The sequence below is a fragment of the Rhizobium sp. YTUHZ044 genome (assembly GCF_051123975.1).
Taxonomy (GTDB): Bacteria; Pseudomonadota; Alphaproteobacteria; order Rhizobiales; family Rhizobiaceae; genus Rhizobium.
The window spans coordinates 182,121-198,426 of the sequence record NZ_CP101430.1 but is presented as its reverse complement, the minus strand read 5'-3'; the positions used below and the strand labels follow the sequence as shown (position 1 = coordinate 198,426).

The window sequence follows — 16,306 nt, the reverse complement described above, 5'->3', positions numbered from 1 at the left end:
GTCGTTATGGATAGATGTTATCGATAACATTCCCGAATAGTCAAGCGGAAAGTGACAATCTCCCATGCCTGAAATGAGGTCAGTCGGCGGCAAATCCGTCGAGCAGACGCATCATCTCTGCAGAGTCCTTCGGCCCAAGACCGGCAGCGCAAAGCAGACGGTGAATCTCCACCACCGCTCCCGTCATCGGTAGCGGCGTTTTCGTCTTCAGCGCAAAGGCCTGAAGCGAGTCCAGATCCTTCAGCATATTGTCGATCCTGCCTGTCGGCGAGAAATCCCGGGCAGCGAATTTTGCCATGAATTCCTGCAATATCCGGCTATCCGCCCTGCCGCCGGCAAGGGCGGCCGGAATGGCGGCGGGATCGACGCCGCCGGCTTCCGCCAGCTTGACGGCTTCAGCGACCGCCTGGAACAGCACGGCGCAGAACAGCTGGTTGATCAGCTTGGTGGTCTGCCCGGCGCCGGAGGCGCCCATCAGCGTGTAATTGGCGGCAAGATGCCGCATCACCACCCGCGCCCGCTCGAAATCCTCGGGGCTGCCACCGGCCATGATCGTCAGCTTTCCGCCGAGCGCGCCGGGCACGCCGCCCGAAAGCGGGCAATCCACCCATGCCATGCCCGTTTCCCCACGCAGCCGCTTCGCCATGTCGGCGGTCTCGGCCGGGTCGATCGAGGACATATCGATCAGCAGCTTGCCGGCGTTTGCCGCCGCCGCAATACCCTTCTCGCCGAAGACGACGGCGCGGACGATGTTTGCGTGATTGAGGCTGAGCACGCAGAATTCCGACCGCGAGACCGCATCCTCCACCGAAGCGGCCGCGTGGGCGCCCTTGGCTTCCAGCGCCGCGACCTTTTCAGCATCGAGATCGAAAACCGATACTTTGTGGCCGGTTTCGATCAATCGCGTGACGATCGCCGCTCCCATGATACCCGCGCCGATGACGGCGACATCTGCTCTGTGGTCATCCTGCATGATAATCTCCTCCCTTGACGGCCACGCCGCTCAGCCCCTCACAAGCCAGCGCCACCATATCATCCAAAGCCATATCGATCGCCACCGTCACGACACCGGGCTCACCGGTCGGCGGCTCCAGCGTCTGCAGCTGGCTGTCGAGCAGCGACGCCGGCATGAAATGGCCCTGACGGGCCTGCATCCGCGACAACAGCAGCTCGCGCGATCCCTCCAGGAAAACGAAGGCAAGACGCCCATTTGCCGCCTGCCGCAGCCTGTCCCGATAGCTTCTCTTCAGCGCCGAACAGGAAATCACCAAACCCTGCGACGCCTTTTGCGCCGCCGTTATTTCCTCGCCGATCCGGTCGAGCCAGGGCAGGCGGTCATCGTCGGTGAGCGGGGTGCCCTTTGCCATCTTCTCGACATTGGCAGCCGGATGGAGTTGGTCGCCTTCCAGGAACGGCATGCCGTTTTGCGCAGCGATGCGTTCTCCAACCGAGGATTTGCCGCAGCCGCTGACGCCCATGACGACAACGGCCGGGGGCAGTGCGTTTTTCTCGAGGTTCATCATCTCACCTCCCTTAGAGGCAGGTCGTGATGCCGCCGTCGACATAAAGCGTATGGCCGTTGATGAAGGACGAACCGCGGCCCGACAGGAAGACGGCAGCACCCACCAGTTCCTCGACATTGCCCCAGCGTCCGGCCGGCGTCCGCTTTTCGAGCCAGGATGAGAATTCGGGATTGTCGACCAGCGCCTGGTTGAGGGGCGTCTTGAAATAGCCCGGCGCGATCGCGTTGATCTGCAGGCCGTGCTTGGCCCAGTCGGCGCACATGCCGCGGGTCAGATTGCGCACCGCGCCCTTCGTCGCCGTGTAGGGAGCAATGCCGGGACGGGCGAGTTCGCTCTGAACCGAGGCGATGTTGATGATCTTGCCCTGACCGCGGGCGATCATCGCCTTGGCGGCCGCCTGGCCGACGTAAAAGACGCTGGAAACATTCGTGGTCAGCAGCAATTCCCATTTGTCCGCCGGGAAATCTTCCAGCGGCGTGCGGAACTGCATGCCGGCATTGTTGATCAGGATATCGAGCGGACCGATATCGGCCTCAATCGCATCGATGCCCTGTTTGGCGCCGTCCTTGCTGGTCACGTCGAAGATGGCCGCATGGGCAGACAGACCTTGAGCCTTGAGGCTTTCGACTGCGCGTTTGACGCTTTCGGGCGTGCGGCCGTTGATGACGACCTCGGCGCCATGCTGCGCCAAGCCCTCGGCCAGCGCATAACCGATCCCCTGGCTCGAGCCGGTGATCAGGGCGAGCCGCCCGGTCAGATCAAACAGGTTCTTCATGCAAATCACTCCTCCGGTGTCGCTGCGAATGACGGCTTATACCGCCACTTGAGGTGAAACTCACTTGACATCGCCTTTCCGAATTATATGTTATCGATAACATAATCAACAGCCAAAATGCGGGATGGAGACGGAATGCCTGACGTAGAAATCTTGATGGCCGGGGCCTATCCGGAGTGGGACATGGTTGATCTGGAGGCGACCTACCGCGTCCACCGCCTGTGGGAAGCCGCGGATCGGCAGGAACTGATTTCGAAAGTCGGCAGCAATATCCGCGCGATCGCGACGCGCGGCGAACTCGGCGCTTCCGCCGATCTGATGAAACAACTGCCGAAGCTGGAGATCGTCTCCTGTTACGGCGTCGGCACCGACGCCATTGACCTGTCCTATGCCCGCGCCAACGGCATTCGCGTGACGAATACTCCTGACGTGCTGACCGAAGACGTCGCCGATATCGCCATCGGACTGCTGCTTTCCACCGCGCGCCAGATTCCGCAGGCTGACGTTTTCGTCCGCAACGGCCAGTGGGGCAACGTACCCATGCCGCTGGTGACGCGGGTTTCGGGCAAGAAGGTCGGGATCGTTGGCATGGGGCGGATCGGCAAGGCGATCGCCTGGCGGGCTGCCGCTTTCGGCTGCGACATCTCCTATTTCGCCCGCAACAGGGACCAGGATGTCGCCTATGGTTATGAAGCCAATCTGGTCGCGCTTGCCAATTGGGCCGACTTCCTGATCGTCATCGTTCCCGGAGGGGCCGCGACCATGAAGATCATCAACGCCGAGGTGCTGGAAGCGCTCGGCCCGGAAGGCATGCTGATCAACGTTTCGCGCGGGACGACCGTCGACGAGGAGGCACTGATCGCAGCGCTTCAGAACCGCACCATCCAGGCCGCCGGCCTTGACGTTTTCCTCAATGAGCCGAAAATCGATGCGCGCTTCCTGACGCTGCCAAACGTCGTGCTGCAACCCCACCACGGCTCCGGCACCATCGAAACCCGCAAGGCCATGGGCAAACTGGTCAGAGACAATCTCGCCGCGTATTTTGCCGGTCGCGCGCTTCCGACTCCGGTCGTATGAGGATCCCGGTATGAAAGCCATCGTCATTCACGCCGCCAAGGATCTCAGGGTCGAAGAGCGCGAGCCGGAGGTTGCCGGAGCTGGGCAGGTGGAGATATCAATCGAAGCCGGCGGCATTTGCGGCTCCGACCTGCATTATTACAATCATGGCGGCTTCGGCACCGTTCGTCTGCGCGAACCGATGATCCTCGGCCACGAGATCGCCGGCACCGTCAAGACGCTGGGTGCCGGCGTGACCGACCTTGCCGTTGGAGACCGCGTTGCGGTTTCCCCGAGCCGGCCGTGCAGCCATTGCCAATATTGCCTGAAGGGACAGCAGAACCACTGCCTGAACATGCGGTTCTACGGCAGCGCCATGCCCATGCCGCACATTCAGGGCGGCTTCCGCCAGCGGCTGGTGGCGGAGCGCTGGCAATGCCACAAGGTCGCCGACGGCATTTCCATTCATGAGGCTGCCTTCGCCGAACCCTTTGCCGTGACGCTGCATGCGGCAAGCCGCGCCGGTTCGCTGCTCGGCAAGCGGGTGCTGGTCACCGGCTGCGGCCCCATCGGCATGCTGGCGATCGTTGCCGCCCGCGTTCTCGGCGCCCGTGAAATCGTCGCGACCGATGTGACCGACAGCGTTCTGGCCATCGCCCGCACCAGCGGCGCCGATCGCACGATCAATGTTGCCACGCATGCCGCCGATCTTGCCGCTTATGGCGCCGACAAGGGATATTTCGACGTCATGTTCGAGGCGTCTGGCAATGAGCGGGCCGTGCGCGCCGGCCTTGAGGTGCTGAAGCCCCGTGCCGTGCTCGTGCAGCTCGGCCTTGGCGGCGATGTCTCCATTCCGCAGAACATGATCGTTGCCAAGGAAATCGAGATGCGCGGCACATTCCGCTTTCACGAGGAGTTCGGGCTCGCCGTCGAATTGATCAATGCGCGCCGTGTCGATCTGAAGCCGCTGCTGACAGGGGTTTTTGCCATCGAAGAGGCTGTCGCCGCCTTCGAACTGGCCAGCGACCGCAGCAAGTCGATGAAGGTGCAGATCGCCTTCTGATATTGTCGCCAGCTATGAGGCGCTGCGATCAGTGCTTTCGCGCAGAACGACCCTGTAGCCCGTCAATATAATCTCGTCGCCGGTCGCCTCGCCGATGCCCTGCAAGGCATCGAGCAGGCGGGCGGCGGCCTGACGGCCGATGCCGTAACAGTCGACATTGATGGTGGTGATGCTGGGATGACAGATCGACGAGATCTCATAATCGCCGAAGCCGGCAATGGCGATATCACCCGGCACGCTCATTTCCCTGCGCTTGCATTCCATGATCGCGCCGAAGGCCGAAAGGTCGGAAACGCAAAGAACCACTTCCGTGTCCGGCCAGCGCTCCAGCAGGCTCATGATCGCCTGGCCGCCCTGTTCCATGGTGATCGGCGGCACGCCGAAGGAAATCGCCCGGCCCGGTCCCAGGCCCAGTTCTTCGACGGTCTTCAGGAAACCGCTTCGCCGCTGGCTGCCGCGCGTATCGCGCGCCGTCGTTCCGCCGATATAGCCGAACCTCCGATAGCCCTGGCTCGCCAGCGTCCGCACCAGCAGCGACATCGCCTCGCTGTTGGAAAAGCCGACGACATGGTTGATCGGCTTCTCCGGAAGCTCCCAGGTTTCCACCACCGGAATGCCGGCCTTATCAAGCATGCGTCGGGCGCGGTCGGTGTGCGAACCGCCTGTCAGGATGACGCCTTCGGGGCGCCGGCGCAGCATCGCCTCGATCAGCTTTTCTTCCTTCTCGGCGGAATAGTCGGTGTAGCCGAGAAGAAGCTGAAGACCGGTATTCTCCAGCGCATCGGTAATGCCGCGGGCGGTGTCGGAGAAATTCGAATTGTTGATGGAGGGCACCAGCGCCGCGATGAAGCCGCTGCGCCGCGAGGAAAGACTGCCGGCCGAAAGGTCGAGCACATAGCCGAGCGCATCGACGGCTTCCATGATGCGCTTGCGCGTCTCTTCGGAAACACTCGCATCCTGCCGAAAGGCGCGCGAAACGGTCATGGCCGATACGCCGACATATTTGGCGACCTCAGCCATCGTCAGCTTCTGGGCGTCTCCTCCTTTGAGACGCTTGTCTTTTGGCTCATCCTCGTTTTTCACTGGGTCCCGCTTTCACAACAGCTTCCGAGTTGGGCAACTCGGGACACGATAAAGTTATCGTTATCATCGCACAATCGATATTATTGCAGGAATGAGTCGTTCCACAGTCCGTCGGGTCTCTGTACGAAGGCTGCAAAACAAGGCAGCATGATATCGATAACAATTTGGGAGGGAGCGTCATGTTCGGAGAAATCGAGGGTACGGGCTTTGAGGTTCTCGACCCGCGCTTTGAAAACTGCTTCGTCGGCCATATCCGCGTCGAGCGGCTTTGGACGGGCGGCCGCTGGCTGGAGGGACCGGCCTGGTTCGCCGCCGGGCGTTATCTGGTTTTTTCGGATATCCCCAACAACCGCATGATGCGCTACGACGATACCAGCGGGCAGACCTCGGTATTCCGCTCGCCCAGCAACAATTCGAATGGCAACACCGTCGACAATCAAGGACGGCTCGTTACCTGCGAGCATCTGACGCGCCGGGTCACGCGGACGGATTTCGACGGCGGGATTACCATCCTGGCCGATCGCATTGCCGGCAACCGGCTCAATTCTCCCAACGACGTCACCGTTAAATCCGACGGCACAGTCTGGTTCACCGACCCGAACTACGGCATCCTCCACGATTACGAGGGTGACTACGGCGAAGAGGAAATCGGCGGATGCCACGTCTACCGGCATGATCCGGCGACAGGCGCGACCGAGCGGGTGGCGTCCGATTTTGTCAAGCCGAACGGGCTGGCCTTCTCCCCGGATGAGACAGTGCTCTACATCGCCGATACGGGAGGAACGCACTTGGCGGGCGGTCCGCGTCACATTCGAAAACTCGCCGCATCAGAGAATGGAAAGCTGACCGATCTCGGCATTTTCGCCCAATGCACTTCAGGCTTTTTCGACGGCTTTCGCGTCGACCGGAAGGGCAAGATCTGGACGAGCGCCGCCGATGGCGTGCACGCTTACGATCCGGATGGCACCCTGCTCGGCAAGATCCATATTCCCGAGATCGTCTCAAACGTCGCCTTCGGCGGCGAGAAACTGAACCGCCTCTTCATCACCGCAACAACCTCTCTCTACGCGGTCTATCTCACTGCCAACGGGTCGAGGCACGGGTAGCTCTCATACAGGCGAGGCCGCCCTTCAAGGCGGCCTCTACTTTGCGGTGCTTTTCTCTCATCGTTGGCTGAGGCTGTCAGCCAGCCTGACGAGGCCGAGGAAATCCGATCTGTAGCCGAAGGGATCCGTCCCCCGCGATGCCGCAGCGAGGTCGGCAATCGCCTGATAGGAATAGGCATCGACGGCGGCGATGCGGCTCAGCTTTTGGCCGAAGGCGGCGACGGCTACCGAGAAACGGACATCCTGCGGCGCGGCGTCGATGGTGGCGACCGCGTTCCCGGCGCCGACAGGTGTGGTGATCAGCGCGCTCTTGTCCTCGCCGGGCCGCTTGAAGCGCATCTTGACGAAGGCAAGCTCGCCCTGATGCCCGCTGCCCGCTGCCTCGGCCGGCGCCTTGTCGGCCGGCACCTTACCGGCTGCGCCATACCGCAGGTCGTCATTCATGACCGCAGGGCTTCCCTTGGGCGTAATCTCGTAGATCGCCGTGACGCTGTGGCCGGAGCCGATATCGCCGGCATCAACACGGTCATTGTTGAAATCCTCGCGGTTGAGGGCGCGGGTCTCGTAGCCGATCAGCCGGTATTCGGCGATCCGTTCCGGGTTGAACTCCACCTGGAACTTGACATCCTTGGCGATCGGAAACAGCGTCGACCTGGCTTCCTCGACCAGCGTCTTCTGCGCCTCCGCCAAGGTGTCGATATAGGCGGCGCTGCCATTGCCGTTCTGCGCCAGCGTCTGCATCAGGGAATCATTGAGATTACCGCGTCCGAAGCCGAGAACGGTGAGAAAGATGCCGTCTTTGCGCTTTTCTTCGATGATGTGCTTCAGATCCTCGTCGCTCGACGGGCCGACATTGAAATCGCCGTCCGTCGCCAGCATCACCCGATTGACGCCGTCCTTGACGAAAGCCTGTTTGGCGAGATCGTAGGCCGCCTCAATGCCCTCGGCGCCGCCGGTCGAGCCTCCAGCCTCCAGCCTGTCGATCGCCGAGAGGATCTTCGATTTCTCCGCCACCCGCGTCGGTTCCAGCACCGTCCCGGCATTGCCGGCATAGGTGACGATCGAGACGGTGTCGTCGGCCTTCAGCCTGTTGACCAGCAGCCGGAAAGCGCTCTTGAGGAGCGGCAGCTTGTCCGGTTCATCCATCGAGCCTGAGACATCGATCAGGAAAACCAGATTGGCATGCGGCGCGGTCGCCGGCGCGATGTCATACCCCTTGATCGCCACATGCATCAGTTGCGTGTCGTGATTCCACGGCGTCGGCATCACCGTCACGGTCGCCTTGAAAGGCTGATCGGCATTGTTGGGAAGCGGCCAGTCATAGGGGAAATAATTGATCATTTCCTCGACGCGAACCGATTGCGGATCGGGCATCGCCCCGCCCGTCAACGACCGGCGGACGAAGGAATAAGAGGCGCTGTCGACATCGGCGGAGAAGGTCGAGACCGGATCGGTCGCCACGCTCTTAATCGGATTTGCCGCGGCATTGGCAAACCGTTCGCGGCTGGGGTCGAGCTGGATCTGCACACGCCCATCTGCTGGCGGAACAGGCGAGGGGGCAACGGCGCCCATCGGCTCGACCAACAACTGTCCCTGAGCGGCCATGCCAGGAGCGGCCGGTGCAACACGTTTGGCCATCTCGAGTGCCGCGGCGGAATCCTCCGACTTGTTCTTGAGAGCCACAATTTCGCCGGCATCGAATTCAGAGGGCCGCTCCGCCGCGGGTTTTGCAGTCTGTAGCTCCTTGTCCTGCAAGGCTTGGGCGCCGCTGACGGCAGACGGTTGAGCCGGCCGGCTTTCTTCGGTCGGGGCTTCGGAAAGCTGAGGCGCGGCCGTGACTGGTTCGGCCGGTTTCGGCATGTTGTTTTGCACGAGGTGGCTGGCGATCTCGGTCTGGTCGACGATCGGCGATCCGTTGCGGGTCAGCTCGATCGTGAGGTAACCGGCAGCGGGAATGACGAGCAGCGTCGCGAGAGCTGAACCGGCGAGGAATTTCTTGTTCATGGCAGGGCTCCATATCCAGTTGATGATGGAGCTTGGACGCCAGCCTTTCGCATTTCCTTGGGCTGCCGCCGCATTATTTTCCGCGCTGTCGAAGGCCTGCATTGCCGCGGCAAGCGCGCGCGCGCGCGCTTCCGCATCGGCTGCCGGGGCTGTGAGACGGGAGAGCTTTTCGAGTTCCTTGTCCATCATACCTCTTCCTTGCCGAGCATGGCCTTCAGTCTCTTGCGCGCCTCGTGCACCTGCCAGGACACGGTCGCCTCCGAGCAGCCCATAACATCGGCGGCAGCCGAATGGCTGAGGCCTTCGCCATAGACGAGCAGCACGGCGTCGCATTGCCGTTCCGGCAAAGCACGCACGGCCGTCCATAATTCGCTCGACAGCTCGTCATCATGTCTGCCCGGCGCGGCCGGTTGCGGTTCGGCGGCATAAGCGCGGAATGTCAACTCTTCTCGCGCAAGCTTTCGCCTATGGTCGCGGGCGGCATTGAGCGTCAGCGTATAGAGCCATGTCCTGAAGCGGCTGGCGCCGCGAAAGCCGCGGATGGCCGCACCGAGCTTGACGCAGACCTCCTGTGCAATATCGTCGGCGTCGGTGGCACTGCCCGACCATCGCCACGCCGTCGCGTGGACGAAATCATAATGGCGCGAGACCAGTTGCCCGAAGGCCTCCCGGTCGCCCGCCTGCGCTCGTTCTATGAGCTCCGCATCCAATGCGCACCTACCCCCAAGATATCAGCCAAGATGCTATTTCGGGATTGAGACGTTTCTCCAATGGCTTTCCTTGGGTGGACCATAAAAAAATTATCGGATTTTTAGGAAAAGCGGCAAAGCCTGGAAACTCAAGGCGAAATAAGCAAGCATCGCGACATCCTTGGGTCGCGGTCAGACAGATTACCCTCGAGGCAAAGGCGCATGATGGGGTCAGAGTCGGCCAGGGACATGATCTGTATGTCCCAAATCGAAAGGACCCTGCATGTCCGCTCCATCGCCTGCCCCCACAGAAAAGGGCATTCTGCAGTTTCTCGAGATTTGCGATAGTTTCTATCCGCCGGATGCCGTCCAGGCATCGGTCGAGCAGCAGCGGCATTGGTACGACGCTCTTTGCGCCCGCTTCGACCGCTCGGCTCCCCCGGATATGATCTTTGCGGACGGCATGCTCCAGCGTATCCCGATCCGGCGTTATCGGCCACGGAAAATCAGCACGCGCACCATCCTGCTCTATCTTCACGGCGGCGGCTTCGTCGTCGGTTCGCTGGAAAGCCATCACGCCATCTGCGCCGAGATCGCCGATTTTGCCGGCGCGGAACTGGTTTCCGTCGATTACCGGCTGGCCCCAGAATATCGCTGGCCGGCACAGACGGATGACGGTTTCGCGGTGCTCAAACATCTGCTTGCCGCCAGCAACAAGGTCGTGCTGATCGGCGACAGCGCCGGCGGCAACCTTGCAGCCGGCCTTGCCTTGCGGGCGCGCGATGAAGAACTAACCGGAATTGTCGGCCAAGTCCTCATCTACCCCGCGCTCGGCGGCGACCTCGATGCCGGTTCCTATGTTGAAATGGCTGCGGCGCCCGGCCTGACGACGGCCGATGTCGCCTATTACCGCGATATCCTGCAGGCGCCTGATGGAAACGAGATCGCCGAGCCGTTAAAGGCATCCTCGGTTGCCGGACTGCCGCCAGCCTTCATCACGGTCGCCCATTTCGATCCGCTGCGGGACGACGGACGGCAATATGCCGCCCGGCTCACCGCCGAAGGCGTCGAAGTCTGGTTCCGGGAGGAGCCGCAGATGGTGCATGCATGGCTGCGCGCCCGCCACATCAGCGATGGTGCGCAAGAAGGCTTCCGCGCCGTTTGCGAGGCCGTCAGACATTTTGCAACGGCTTAGAGCCTTTCCGGGTTAGATTGCAGCATTCTGCCGGAGCAGGTTTTCGTCAGGGCAAAGGCGATTGGCGACGGGTATACCCCTTGGTACGTCCGAGCCGATCGCCTTTGATCCTGGCGGAAAGATGCCCGGCCCTTCGGGTTGGCTGAAACGGGCCGGCTGATCGACCGGCCGGCTTGGCCGTAGAGCCGGGCTACGACACGCGCCGGCCGGTCGACCATCGACTCCGTTTGAGCCAACAGAATGCTGCAATCTAACCCGGAAAGCCTCTAACGATCACATCAGGTCGCGCGCGATCCGCTTCTCCGCAAAGACCTTCTCGAAGATCTGCACGTCATCTTCAAAAGCCGTGACGACGGCGCTGATGATCCACTCGGTCCCGGTGCAGGCAATTCGCGCCGTCGCGACCGTGCGGGCAAACCAGCCAGGCCGGCGCATGTCGCAGGTCCAGGTGGACATGCCGGTCATCGACAGCGGATCATCCGGTGCAATCGACCAGACCTCCTCCCGCAATTGCCGGGTCGACAGGCCGGTCTCAGGATGTTCGGTGAGCCCGGTATCCTCGTGGATATGATACTGCGTCCGGTTGGCCGAGAGGTCGCGAACGACCTGCCGCTTCGTCGCCGCGGCCGCGTGCTCGATATATTTCGGCAAGGGATCGGGATTGGCCGGTTCCTCGATGTCGATCCGGCGATGGTCGCCGATCACCGGCAAACCCAGGCCGAGCGAGGCGATATCGATCTCGACCCCTTCGTCTTCAGGCGGCGGCAGGATCATCGGCCAATAAGCGGTGGAGAGTGAAAGGCGGATGCGATGGCCCTTGCGGAAGCGGTAACCGCAGGCATCGAGCACCAGCCGGATCGACGCCGTCTCGCCCGGCACCAGCGGTTTCGGATCCGCATTGCCGTCGCGATGGGTGAGATTGAGAACGCCGAAGGCGACACGCGTCGCCGTGCCGTCGGGATGGACGTCGATCAGGCGGGCGCAGAGATTGCCGCCCGTTGCATGAGCGCGCAGCGCAAGCGTCAGCACGGGCCGGCCGAGATAGTCGCAATCGTTGGCAAGCGGCATCGTATCGAAGACCAGCGAACCGGCATCGTCCGAGCGCTGATCGATCGCCAGTTCGGCGTCTGGCTTCAGCGTGAAATATTCCCCTGATGCCGTGCCGGTGTCGAGCGGAGAATGGAGATGGACGGGATGCGCGGGCGCATGCGGGATCGGCATGCCCTCCGTCAGCCGGCCGAATTGCTCGACATAGAAACACTGCATGTGCGGTGGCGACCAGACATCCCTTGCGATCCAGAAGCCGGGATCGCTGTCGCGGCGTGCGGCAGGACGGATCGCATCGAGAATATAGGCGCGGGTCTGCGCCAGCCCGTCGATGCCATTGTCCTCGCCGCGCAACCATTTGTTCCACCAGGCGATCGCTTCGCCATGAAAATCGACGCGCGGCTTCGGCCAGGCGAAATGCGGATATTTGTGGACCCAGGGACCGATCAGTGCCTTTGCTTTTTCACCGAGGCCTTCGACCGCCATCAGAGGCGTATTGCGGTAACCGTCCGCCCAGCCGGCAATCACCAGCGCCGGGACCTCCACCTTCGAAAAATCCTCCGAGATCGAGCCGTGACGCCAGAAACCGTCGCGCCGTTGATGGCTCAGCCATTCCTCCATGAAGAAGGGCTCGCCGGCCAGGCGTTCCAGCCACATCTCCTTCCACCGCTCGCCGACAAGGGCAGGATCCGGCGGGCGCGACTGATAGCCGAGCATGGTCGCCGCCCAGGAAAGCTGGGCGGAGAGATGGCAACCGTTCTTGTAGTGAATGTCGTCATTGTAGCGGTCGACGGTCGAGGCGATCGAGATGACGGCTTTGAGCGCCGGCGGACGCAGTGCCGCGACCTGCAGGCTGTTGAAGCCGCCCCATGAAATACCCATCATCCCGACCGCGCCGTTCGACCAAGGCTGCCCGGCAATCCAGGCGATCAGCTCGCAGGCATCGGCAAGCTCGCGCTCGGTATATTCGCCATCGATGACACCATCCGATTCCCCCGATCCGCGGATGTCGACGCGTACGCCGGCAATGCCTGCGGCTGCGAAGACCGGATAGGTCGACTCGTCGCGGGGGCTGGTTCCGTCCCGCTTGCGATAGGGCAGGAATTCGAAGACGGCGGGAACGGGATCGTCTGCCGCGCCGTCTGGCATCCAGATGCGCGCGGCGAGCCGCGTTCCATCCTTGAGGGCAATCCACTCATTCTCGATGGTGGTGAAGCCGCGCGAGGCCATGCTCACTCCTTCATTAACATTCAGTGGCCGGCGCTTTCCATGCGCCGTGTGGCAAGCACTCGTTCCAGCCAGCCGATTTCCATTTCCGGCACCGACTTCAACAGCAGGTCGGTGTAATCGTCGAAAGGCGGCGACAGCGCTTGAGATTTCGGGCCGAACCGTACCAGCTTACCACGATGCATCACCGCCACGCTGTCGGCGATCGCCCGGACGATCGCGATATCGTGGGTGATGAAGACATAAGAGAGCTGCTCTTCCTCCTGCAGGCGCAGCAGCAGCTTGAGGATACCCTCGGCCACCAGCGGATCGAGCGCCGAGGTCGGCTCGTCGCAGAGGATGAGTTCGGGCTTGGCGGCTAGGGCTCTGGCGATCGCCACGCGCTGCTTCTGGCCGCCGGACAGCTCCGCCGGATAACGATCGATGAAGCCGTTGCCCATTTCGATCTGGTCGAGCAATTCCTTCACCCGGGCGGTCTTCTCAGCGCCTCTCAGGCCATAATAGAAGGTCAGAGGCCGGCCGATGATGTCGCGCACCGTCTGGCGCGGGTTCATCGCCGTATCGGCCATCTGGTAGATCAGCTGGACGCGCCTGAGGTCGTCGTTCGGCCGGCTCTTGAGATCGGGCATCAGCGGCTTGCCGTCAAAGAGGATGCGCCCGCTCTTCGGCGGCAGAAGGCCGGTAATGGCGCGCGCCAGGGACGATTTGCCCGAGCCGGATTCGCCGACGACCGCAAGCGTCTGTCCCTTCGGCACGTGCAGCGAGATGTCGTGCAGCACCTTGAAGCCGTTGGAATATTCGGCGCTGACCTTCTCTATCCTGAGAAGGGCTGACGACTGATCGGCGGCTTCGTCGCGGTAGGCCTGCCTGACATTGACGAGGGCACGCGTATAGTCTTCCCGCGGCGCCTCGATGATCTGCTTGACGCTGCCATATTCCACCTGTTTCCCATGACGCAGCACCATGATGTCGTCGGAGATCTGGGCGACGACGGCCAAATCGTGGGTGATGTAGAGGGCGGCAGTGTGCGTTTCCTCGATCGCATGTTTGATCGCCGCCAGCACGTCGATCTGCGTGGTGACGTCCAGCGCCGTCGTCGGCTCGTCGAAGACGATCAATTCGGGGTTCGAGCAGAGCGCCATCGCCGTCATTGCGCGCTGCAGCTGGCCGCCGGAGACCTGATGGGGAAAACGTTCACCGAAGTTTTCCGGATTGGGCAGGCCGAGGACACGAAACAGGTAAAGCGCACGTTTGCGCGCCTCGTCCTTGCTCATCAACCCATGTTCGACCGACGCCTCGATCACCTGATCGCCGAGCCTGTGCGCCGGATTGAAGGCGGCTGCGGCCGATTGCGCGACGTAGCAGACCCTTGCGCCGCGAATTTTTCGGATGCCGTTCTTGCCGAGCGCCAGAATGTCGGTGCCGACGAGCCGCACCTCGCCGCCGGTGATTTCGGCGCCGCCGCGGCCGTAGGCCAGCGCCGAGAGGCCGATCGTCGATTTGCCGGCACCCGATTCCCCGATCAGGCCGAGGACCTTGCCCCTCTGGAGATCGAAGGAAACCCCGTCGACGATCGTCACCCGCTTCGGCGGTTCGCCGGGCGGATAGCTGGTCGCTTCGATCTTCAGATTGCGGACGGAAAGAAGCTCAGGCATCGCCGCGCCCTCCCTTGAGGCTGGATGTGCGTTTCAGGAGCCAGTCGACGACAAGGTTGACGCAGACGGCAAGGGCGGCGATCGCCGAGCCCGGCACCAGCGCGGCCGATATGCCGAAGATGATACCGTCCTTGTTGTCCTTGACCATGCCGCCCCAATCGGCCGCCGGCGGCTGAATGCCGAGGCCGAGGAAGGACAGGGTCGAAAGAAACAGGATGGAGAAGGCGAAGCGCAGGCCGAACTCGGCGAGAAGCGGCGACAGCGTATTCGGCAAGATCTCGCGGAAGATGATCCAGAGCTTGCCTTCGCCGCGCAGCTTGGCGGCCTCGACGAATTCCATCACCGCGACATCGAGCGCCACGGCGCGGCCGAGACGATAGACGCGGGTGGAATCGAGGACCGCCATGACCAGGATCAGCACGATCATATTCTGCGGCAGCACCGCAAGCACCACGAGCGCGAAGATCAGCGTCGGGATCGACATCATCAGATCATTGAATCGTGAGAGGACGGTGTCGATGAGGCCACGCGAAACGGCGGCGGTGAAGCTGAGGATGATGCCGAGCGAGAAGGAGATGATGGTGGCGGCGGACGCGACCAGCAGTGTCGTGCGCGCGCCGAAGATTAGGCGCGAGAGGATGTCGCGGCCGAGATTGTCGAGGCCGAAGACGTAATTCGCGTCGGCAGGCGCCCAGACGTCGCCGACGACCTGGGTCTCGCCATAGGGTGCGATCCAGGGTGCGAAGAGGGCGAAAATGAAGGCGATGGCGATGCCGATCATGCCGATCCAGGCGGTGATGGGGATGTCTCTCAATCTCATCGTGGATGCCTCAGCCGGGGATTGGCGATGATCGCGAGGATATCGGCCGTCATGTTGAGGAAGATGTAAACCGCGGCGAAGATCAGGCCGCAGGCCTGCACGACGGGCATATCGCGCACCGTCACCGCATCGACCATGTATTGCCCCATGCCGGGATAGACGAAGACGACCTCGACGACGACGACGCCGACTACGAGATAGGCGAGGTTCAACGCGACGACATTGATGATCGGCGCCAGCGCATTGGGAGCGGCATGCTTAACGATCGAGCGGAAGGCGCTGAGGCCCTTCAGTTCGGCGGTCTCCATATAGGCCGACGACATGACCGAGAGGATCGCCGCCCGCGTCATGCGCATCATGTGAGCCAGCACGACGAGCACCAGGGTCGCCGTTGGAAGCGCGATCGCCTTCAATCGCTCAGAAAAAGCCATGCTGTCATAGACCGTCGCCGGAAAGGTCGCCATGCCGAACTTCACCGCGAAGAAGAGGATCAGCAGGTAGCCGATGAAGAATTCCGGCAGCGAAATCGCCGCCAGCGAGATGACGTTGATGATCTTGTCGGGCATCCGGTTGCGGAAATGCACCGACACCATGCCGAGGCCGACGGCAAGCGGCACCGATATGACCGCCGCGAAACCCGCCAGGAAGAGCGAATTTCCCAAGCGCTTGCCGATCTGCTCGCTCACCGAGTTCTTGCTGGCCCAGGAGGTGCCGAAGTCGCCCTGAACGGCACTGCCGAGCCATTCGACGTAGCGCGTCGTCACCGGGCGATCGAGGCCGAGATCCTGACGGATATTGGCGACGGCCTGCGGCGTCGCCGACTGACCGAGATAGGTGGTGGCAAAATCGCCGGGCAGAGCCTCCAAACCGCCGAAAATCAGGATGGAGACGGCAAAAAGCAGGACGATGCTGAGCACGAAGCGCTCGAGGATGAGGGCCAGCAGCGGAAAACGCTGCCGGAACCGGAGGCCGGGCAGGATATTGCTTTGGGCAGGATTGGTCATGGTGAAGACCTAGCGCTGAAACGTCGGGAGGACCGCGGGGTTTTTCCCACGGTCCCGGC

Annotated in this window: 14 protein-coding genes; 4 read left to right on the top strand and 10 right to left on the bottom strand. The window is 62.2% G+C overall.

The annotated features are described in order from the left end of the window. Positions 1-79 precede the first annotated feature (79 nt). From NL154_RS30355 to NL154_RS30345, 3 genes are read right to left on the bottom strand one after another with little or no spacing between them, the layout of a single operon-like run. Complete coding sequence (locus NL154_RS30355) at positions 80-973, bottom strand: NAD(P)-dependent oxidoreductase (RefSeq protein WP_210633438.1); 894 nt, start codon at positions 971-973, stop codon at positions 80-82. Further along, the gene (locus NL154_RS30350) at positions 963-1,520 is read right to left on the bottom strand and encodes a gluconokinase (RefSeq protein ID WP_434734573.1); all 558 of its coding nucleotides are present in this window, start codon (positions 1,518-1,520) and stop codon (positions 963-965) included. Before NL154_RS30350 ends, NL154_RS30355 begins: the two co-directional genes overlap by 11 nt. 13 nt (positions 1,521-1,533) lie before the next feature. Beyond that, positions 1,534-2,298 (bottom strand): SDR family oxidoreductase, encoded by a 765-nt coding sequence (locus NL154_RS30345; protein ID WP_210633436.1) that lies wholly within the window; start codon positions 2,296-2,298, stop codon positions 1,534-1,536. 135 nt (positions 2,299-2,433) lie between these two features. Here NL154_RS30345 and NL154_RS30340 point away from each other — a divergent pair, with 135 nt between their 5' ends. Together NL154_RS30340 and NL154_RS30335 are read left to right on the top strand one after the other, a co-directional pair. Further along, positions 2,434-3,375, top strand: a complete 942-nt coding sequence (locus NL154_RS30340) for a 2-hydroxyacid dehydrogenase (protein WP_210633435.1) — start codon at positions 2,434-2,436, stop codon at positions 3,373-3,375. A 10-nt stretch (positions 3,376-3,385) separates the two neighbouring features. Then, on the top strand, positions 3,386-4,417 hold the full coding sequence (locus tag NL154_RS30335; RefSeq protein WP_434734572.1) for an L-idonate 5-dehydrogenase: 1,032 nt from the start codon (positions 3,386-3,388) through the stop codon (positions 4,415-4,417). Positions 4,418-4,429: 12 nt separating this feature from the next. Here the strand turns inward: NL154_RS30335 and NL154_RS30330 are convergent, their stop codons facing one another. After that, positions 4,430-5,500, bottom strand: a complete 1,071-nt coding sequence (locus tag NL154_RS30330; RefSeq protein ID WP_434734571.1) for a LacI family DNA-binding transcriptional regulator — start codon at positions 5,498-5,500, stop codon at positions 4,430-4,432. Between the two features lie 179 nt (positions 5,501-5,679). Between NL154_RS30330 and NL154_RS30325 the strand changes: the two genes are divergently transcribed. Further along, positions 5,680-6,606, top strand: a complete 927-nt coding sequence (locus NL154_RS30325; protein WP_434734570.1) for an SMP-30/gluconolactonase/LRE family protein — start codon at positions 5,680-5,682, stop codon at positions 6,604-6,606. A 57-nt stretch (positions 6,607-6,663) separates the two neighbouring features. On the opposite strand, the gene NL154_RS30320 is transcribed toward NL154_RS30325, so the two are convergent. After that, positions 6,664-8,799: a YfbK domain-containing protein gene (locus NL154_RS30320; RefSeq protein ID WP_434734569.1), complete on the bottom strand. Its 2,136-nt coding sequence runs from the start codon at positions 8,797-8,799 to the stop codon at positions 6,664-6,666. Further along, complete coding sequence (locus tag NL154_RS30315; RefSeq protein WP_210633430.1) at positions 8,796-9,320, bottom strand: RNA polymerase sigma factor; 525 nt, start codon at positions 9,318-9,320, stop codon at positions 8,796-8,798. Before NL154_RS30315 ends, NL154_RS30320 begins: the two co-directional genes overlap by 4 nt. A gap of 262 nt (positions 9,321-9,582) precedes the next feature. On the opposite strand from NL154_RS30315, the gene NL154_RS30310 reads away from it, so the two are divergent. Continuing rightward, positions 9,583-10,494: an alpha/beta hydrolase gene (locus NL154_RS30310; RefSeq protein ID WP_210633429.1), complete on the top strand. Its 912-nt coding sequence runs from the start codon at positions 9,583-9,585 to the stop codon at positions 10,492-10,494. A 273-nt stretch (positions 10,495-10,767) separates the two neighbouring features. Here NL154_RS30310 and NL154_RS30305 read toward each other — a convergent pair whose 3' ends face one another. From NL154_RS30305 to NL154_RS30290, 4 genes are read right to left on the bottom strand one after another with little or no spacing between them, the layout of a single operon-like run. After that, positions 10,768-12,771 carry a CocE/NonD family hydrolase gene (locus NL154_RS30305; protein ID WP_430961951.1) on the bottom strand — a complete coding sequence of 668 codons (2,004 nt, stop codon included), beginning with the start codon at positions 12,769-12,771 and terminating at the stop codon, positions 10,768-10,770. 20 nt (positions 12,772-12,791) lie between these two features. After that, positions 12,792-14,423, bottom strand: coding sequence for an ABC transporter ATP-binding protein (locus NL154_RS30300; protein ID WP_221158197.1), 1,632 nt, complete (start codon positions 14,421-14,423; stop codon positions 12,792-12,794). Next, positions 14,416-15,243 (bottom strand): ABC transporter permease, encoded by an 828-nt coding sequence (locus NL154_RS30295; RefSeq protein WP_210633426.1) that lies wholly within the window; start codon positions 15,241-15,243, stop codon positions 14,416-14,418. Before NL154_RS30295 ends, NL154_RS30300 begins: the two co-directional genes overlap by 8 nt. Then, entirely contained in the window at positions 15,240-16,247 is a 1,008-nt protein-coding gene (locus NL154_RS30290) for an ABC transporter permease (protein WP_221155695.1), read from the bottom strand. Before NL154_RS30290 ends, NL154_RS30295 begins: the two co-directional genes overlap by 4 nt. Positions 16,248-16,306: the final 59 nt, after the last annotated feature.

Excerpts from the sequence above, each read along its gene's own strand:
- NL154_RS30310 (WP_210633429.1), top strand. The coding sequence starts at position 9,583 with ATGTCCGCTCCATCGCCTGCCCCCACAGAAAAGGGCATTCTGCAGTTT.
- NL154_RS30300 (WP_221158197.1), bottom strand. The coding sequence starts at position 14,423 with ATGCCTGAGCTTCTTTCCGTCCGCAATCTGAAGATCGAAGCGACCAGC.
- NL154_RS30295 (WP_210633426.1), bottom strand. The coding sequence starts at position 15,243 with ATGAGATTGAGAGACATCCCCATCACCGCCTGGATCGGCATGATCGGC.
- NL154_RS30305 (WP_430961951.1), bottom strand. The coding sequence starts at position 12,771 with ATGGCCTCGCGCGGCTTCACCACCATCGAGAATGAGTGGATTGCCCTC.
- NL154_RS30340 (WP_210633435.1), top strand. The coding sequence starts at position 2,434 with ATGCCTGACGTAGAAATCTTGATGGCCGGGGCCTATCCGGAGTGGGAC.
- NL154_RS30345 (WP_210633436.1), bottom strand. The coding sequence starts at position 2,298 with ATGAAGAACCTGTTTGATCTGACCGGGCGGCTCGCCCTGATCACCGGC.
- NL154_RS30350 (WP_434734573.1), bottom strand. The coding sequence starts at position 1,520 with ATGAACCTCGAGAAAAACGCACTGCCCCCGGCCGTTGTCGTCATGGGC.
- NL154_RS30290 (WP_221155695.1), bottom strand. The coding sequence starts at position 16,247 with ATGACCAATCCTGCCCAAAGCAATATCCTGCCCGGCCTCCGGTTCCGG.
- NL154_RS30320 (WP_434734569.1), bottom strand. The coding sequence starts at position 8,799 with ATGATGGACAAGGAACTCGAAAAGCTCTCCCGTCTCACAGCCCCGGCA.
- NL154_RS30335 (WP_434734572.1), top strand. The coding sequence starts at position 3,386 with ATGAAAGCCATCGTCATTCACGCCGCCAAGGATCTCAGGGTCGAAGAG.
- NL154_RS30355 (WP_210633438.1), bottom strand. The coding sequence starts at position 973 with ATGCAGGATGACCACAGAGCAGATGTCGCCGTCATCGGCGCGGGTATC.
- NL154_RS30325 (WP_434734570.1), top strand. The coding sequence starts at position 5,680 with ATGTTCGGAGAAATCGAGGGTACGGGCTTTGAGGTTCTCGACCCGCGC.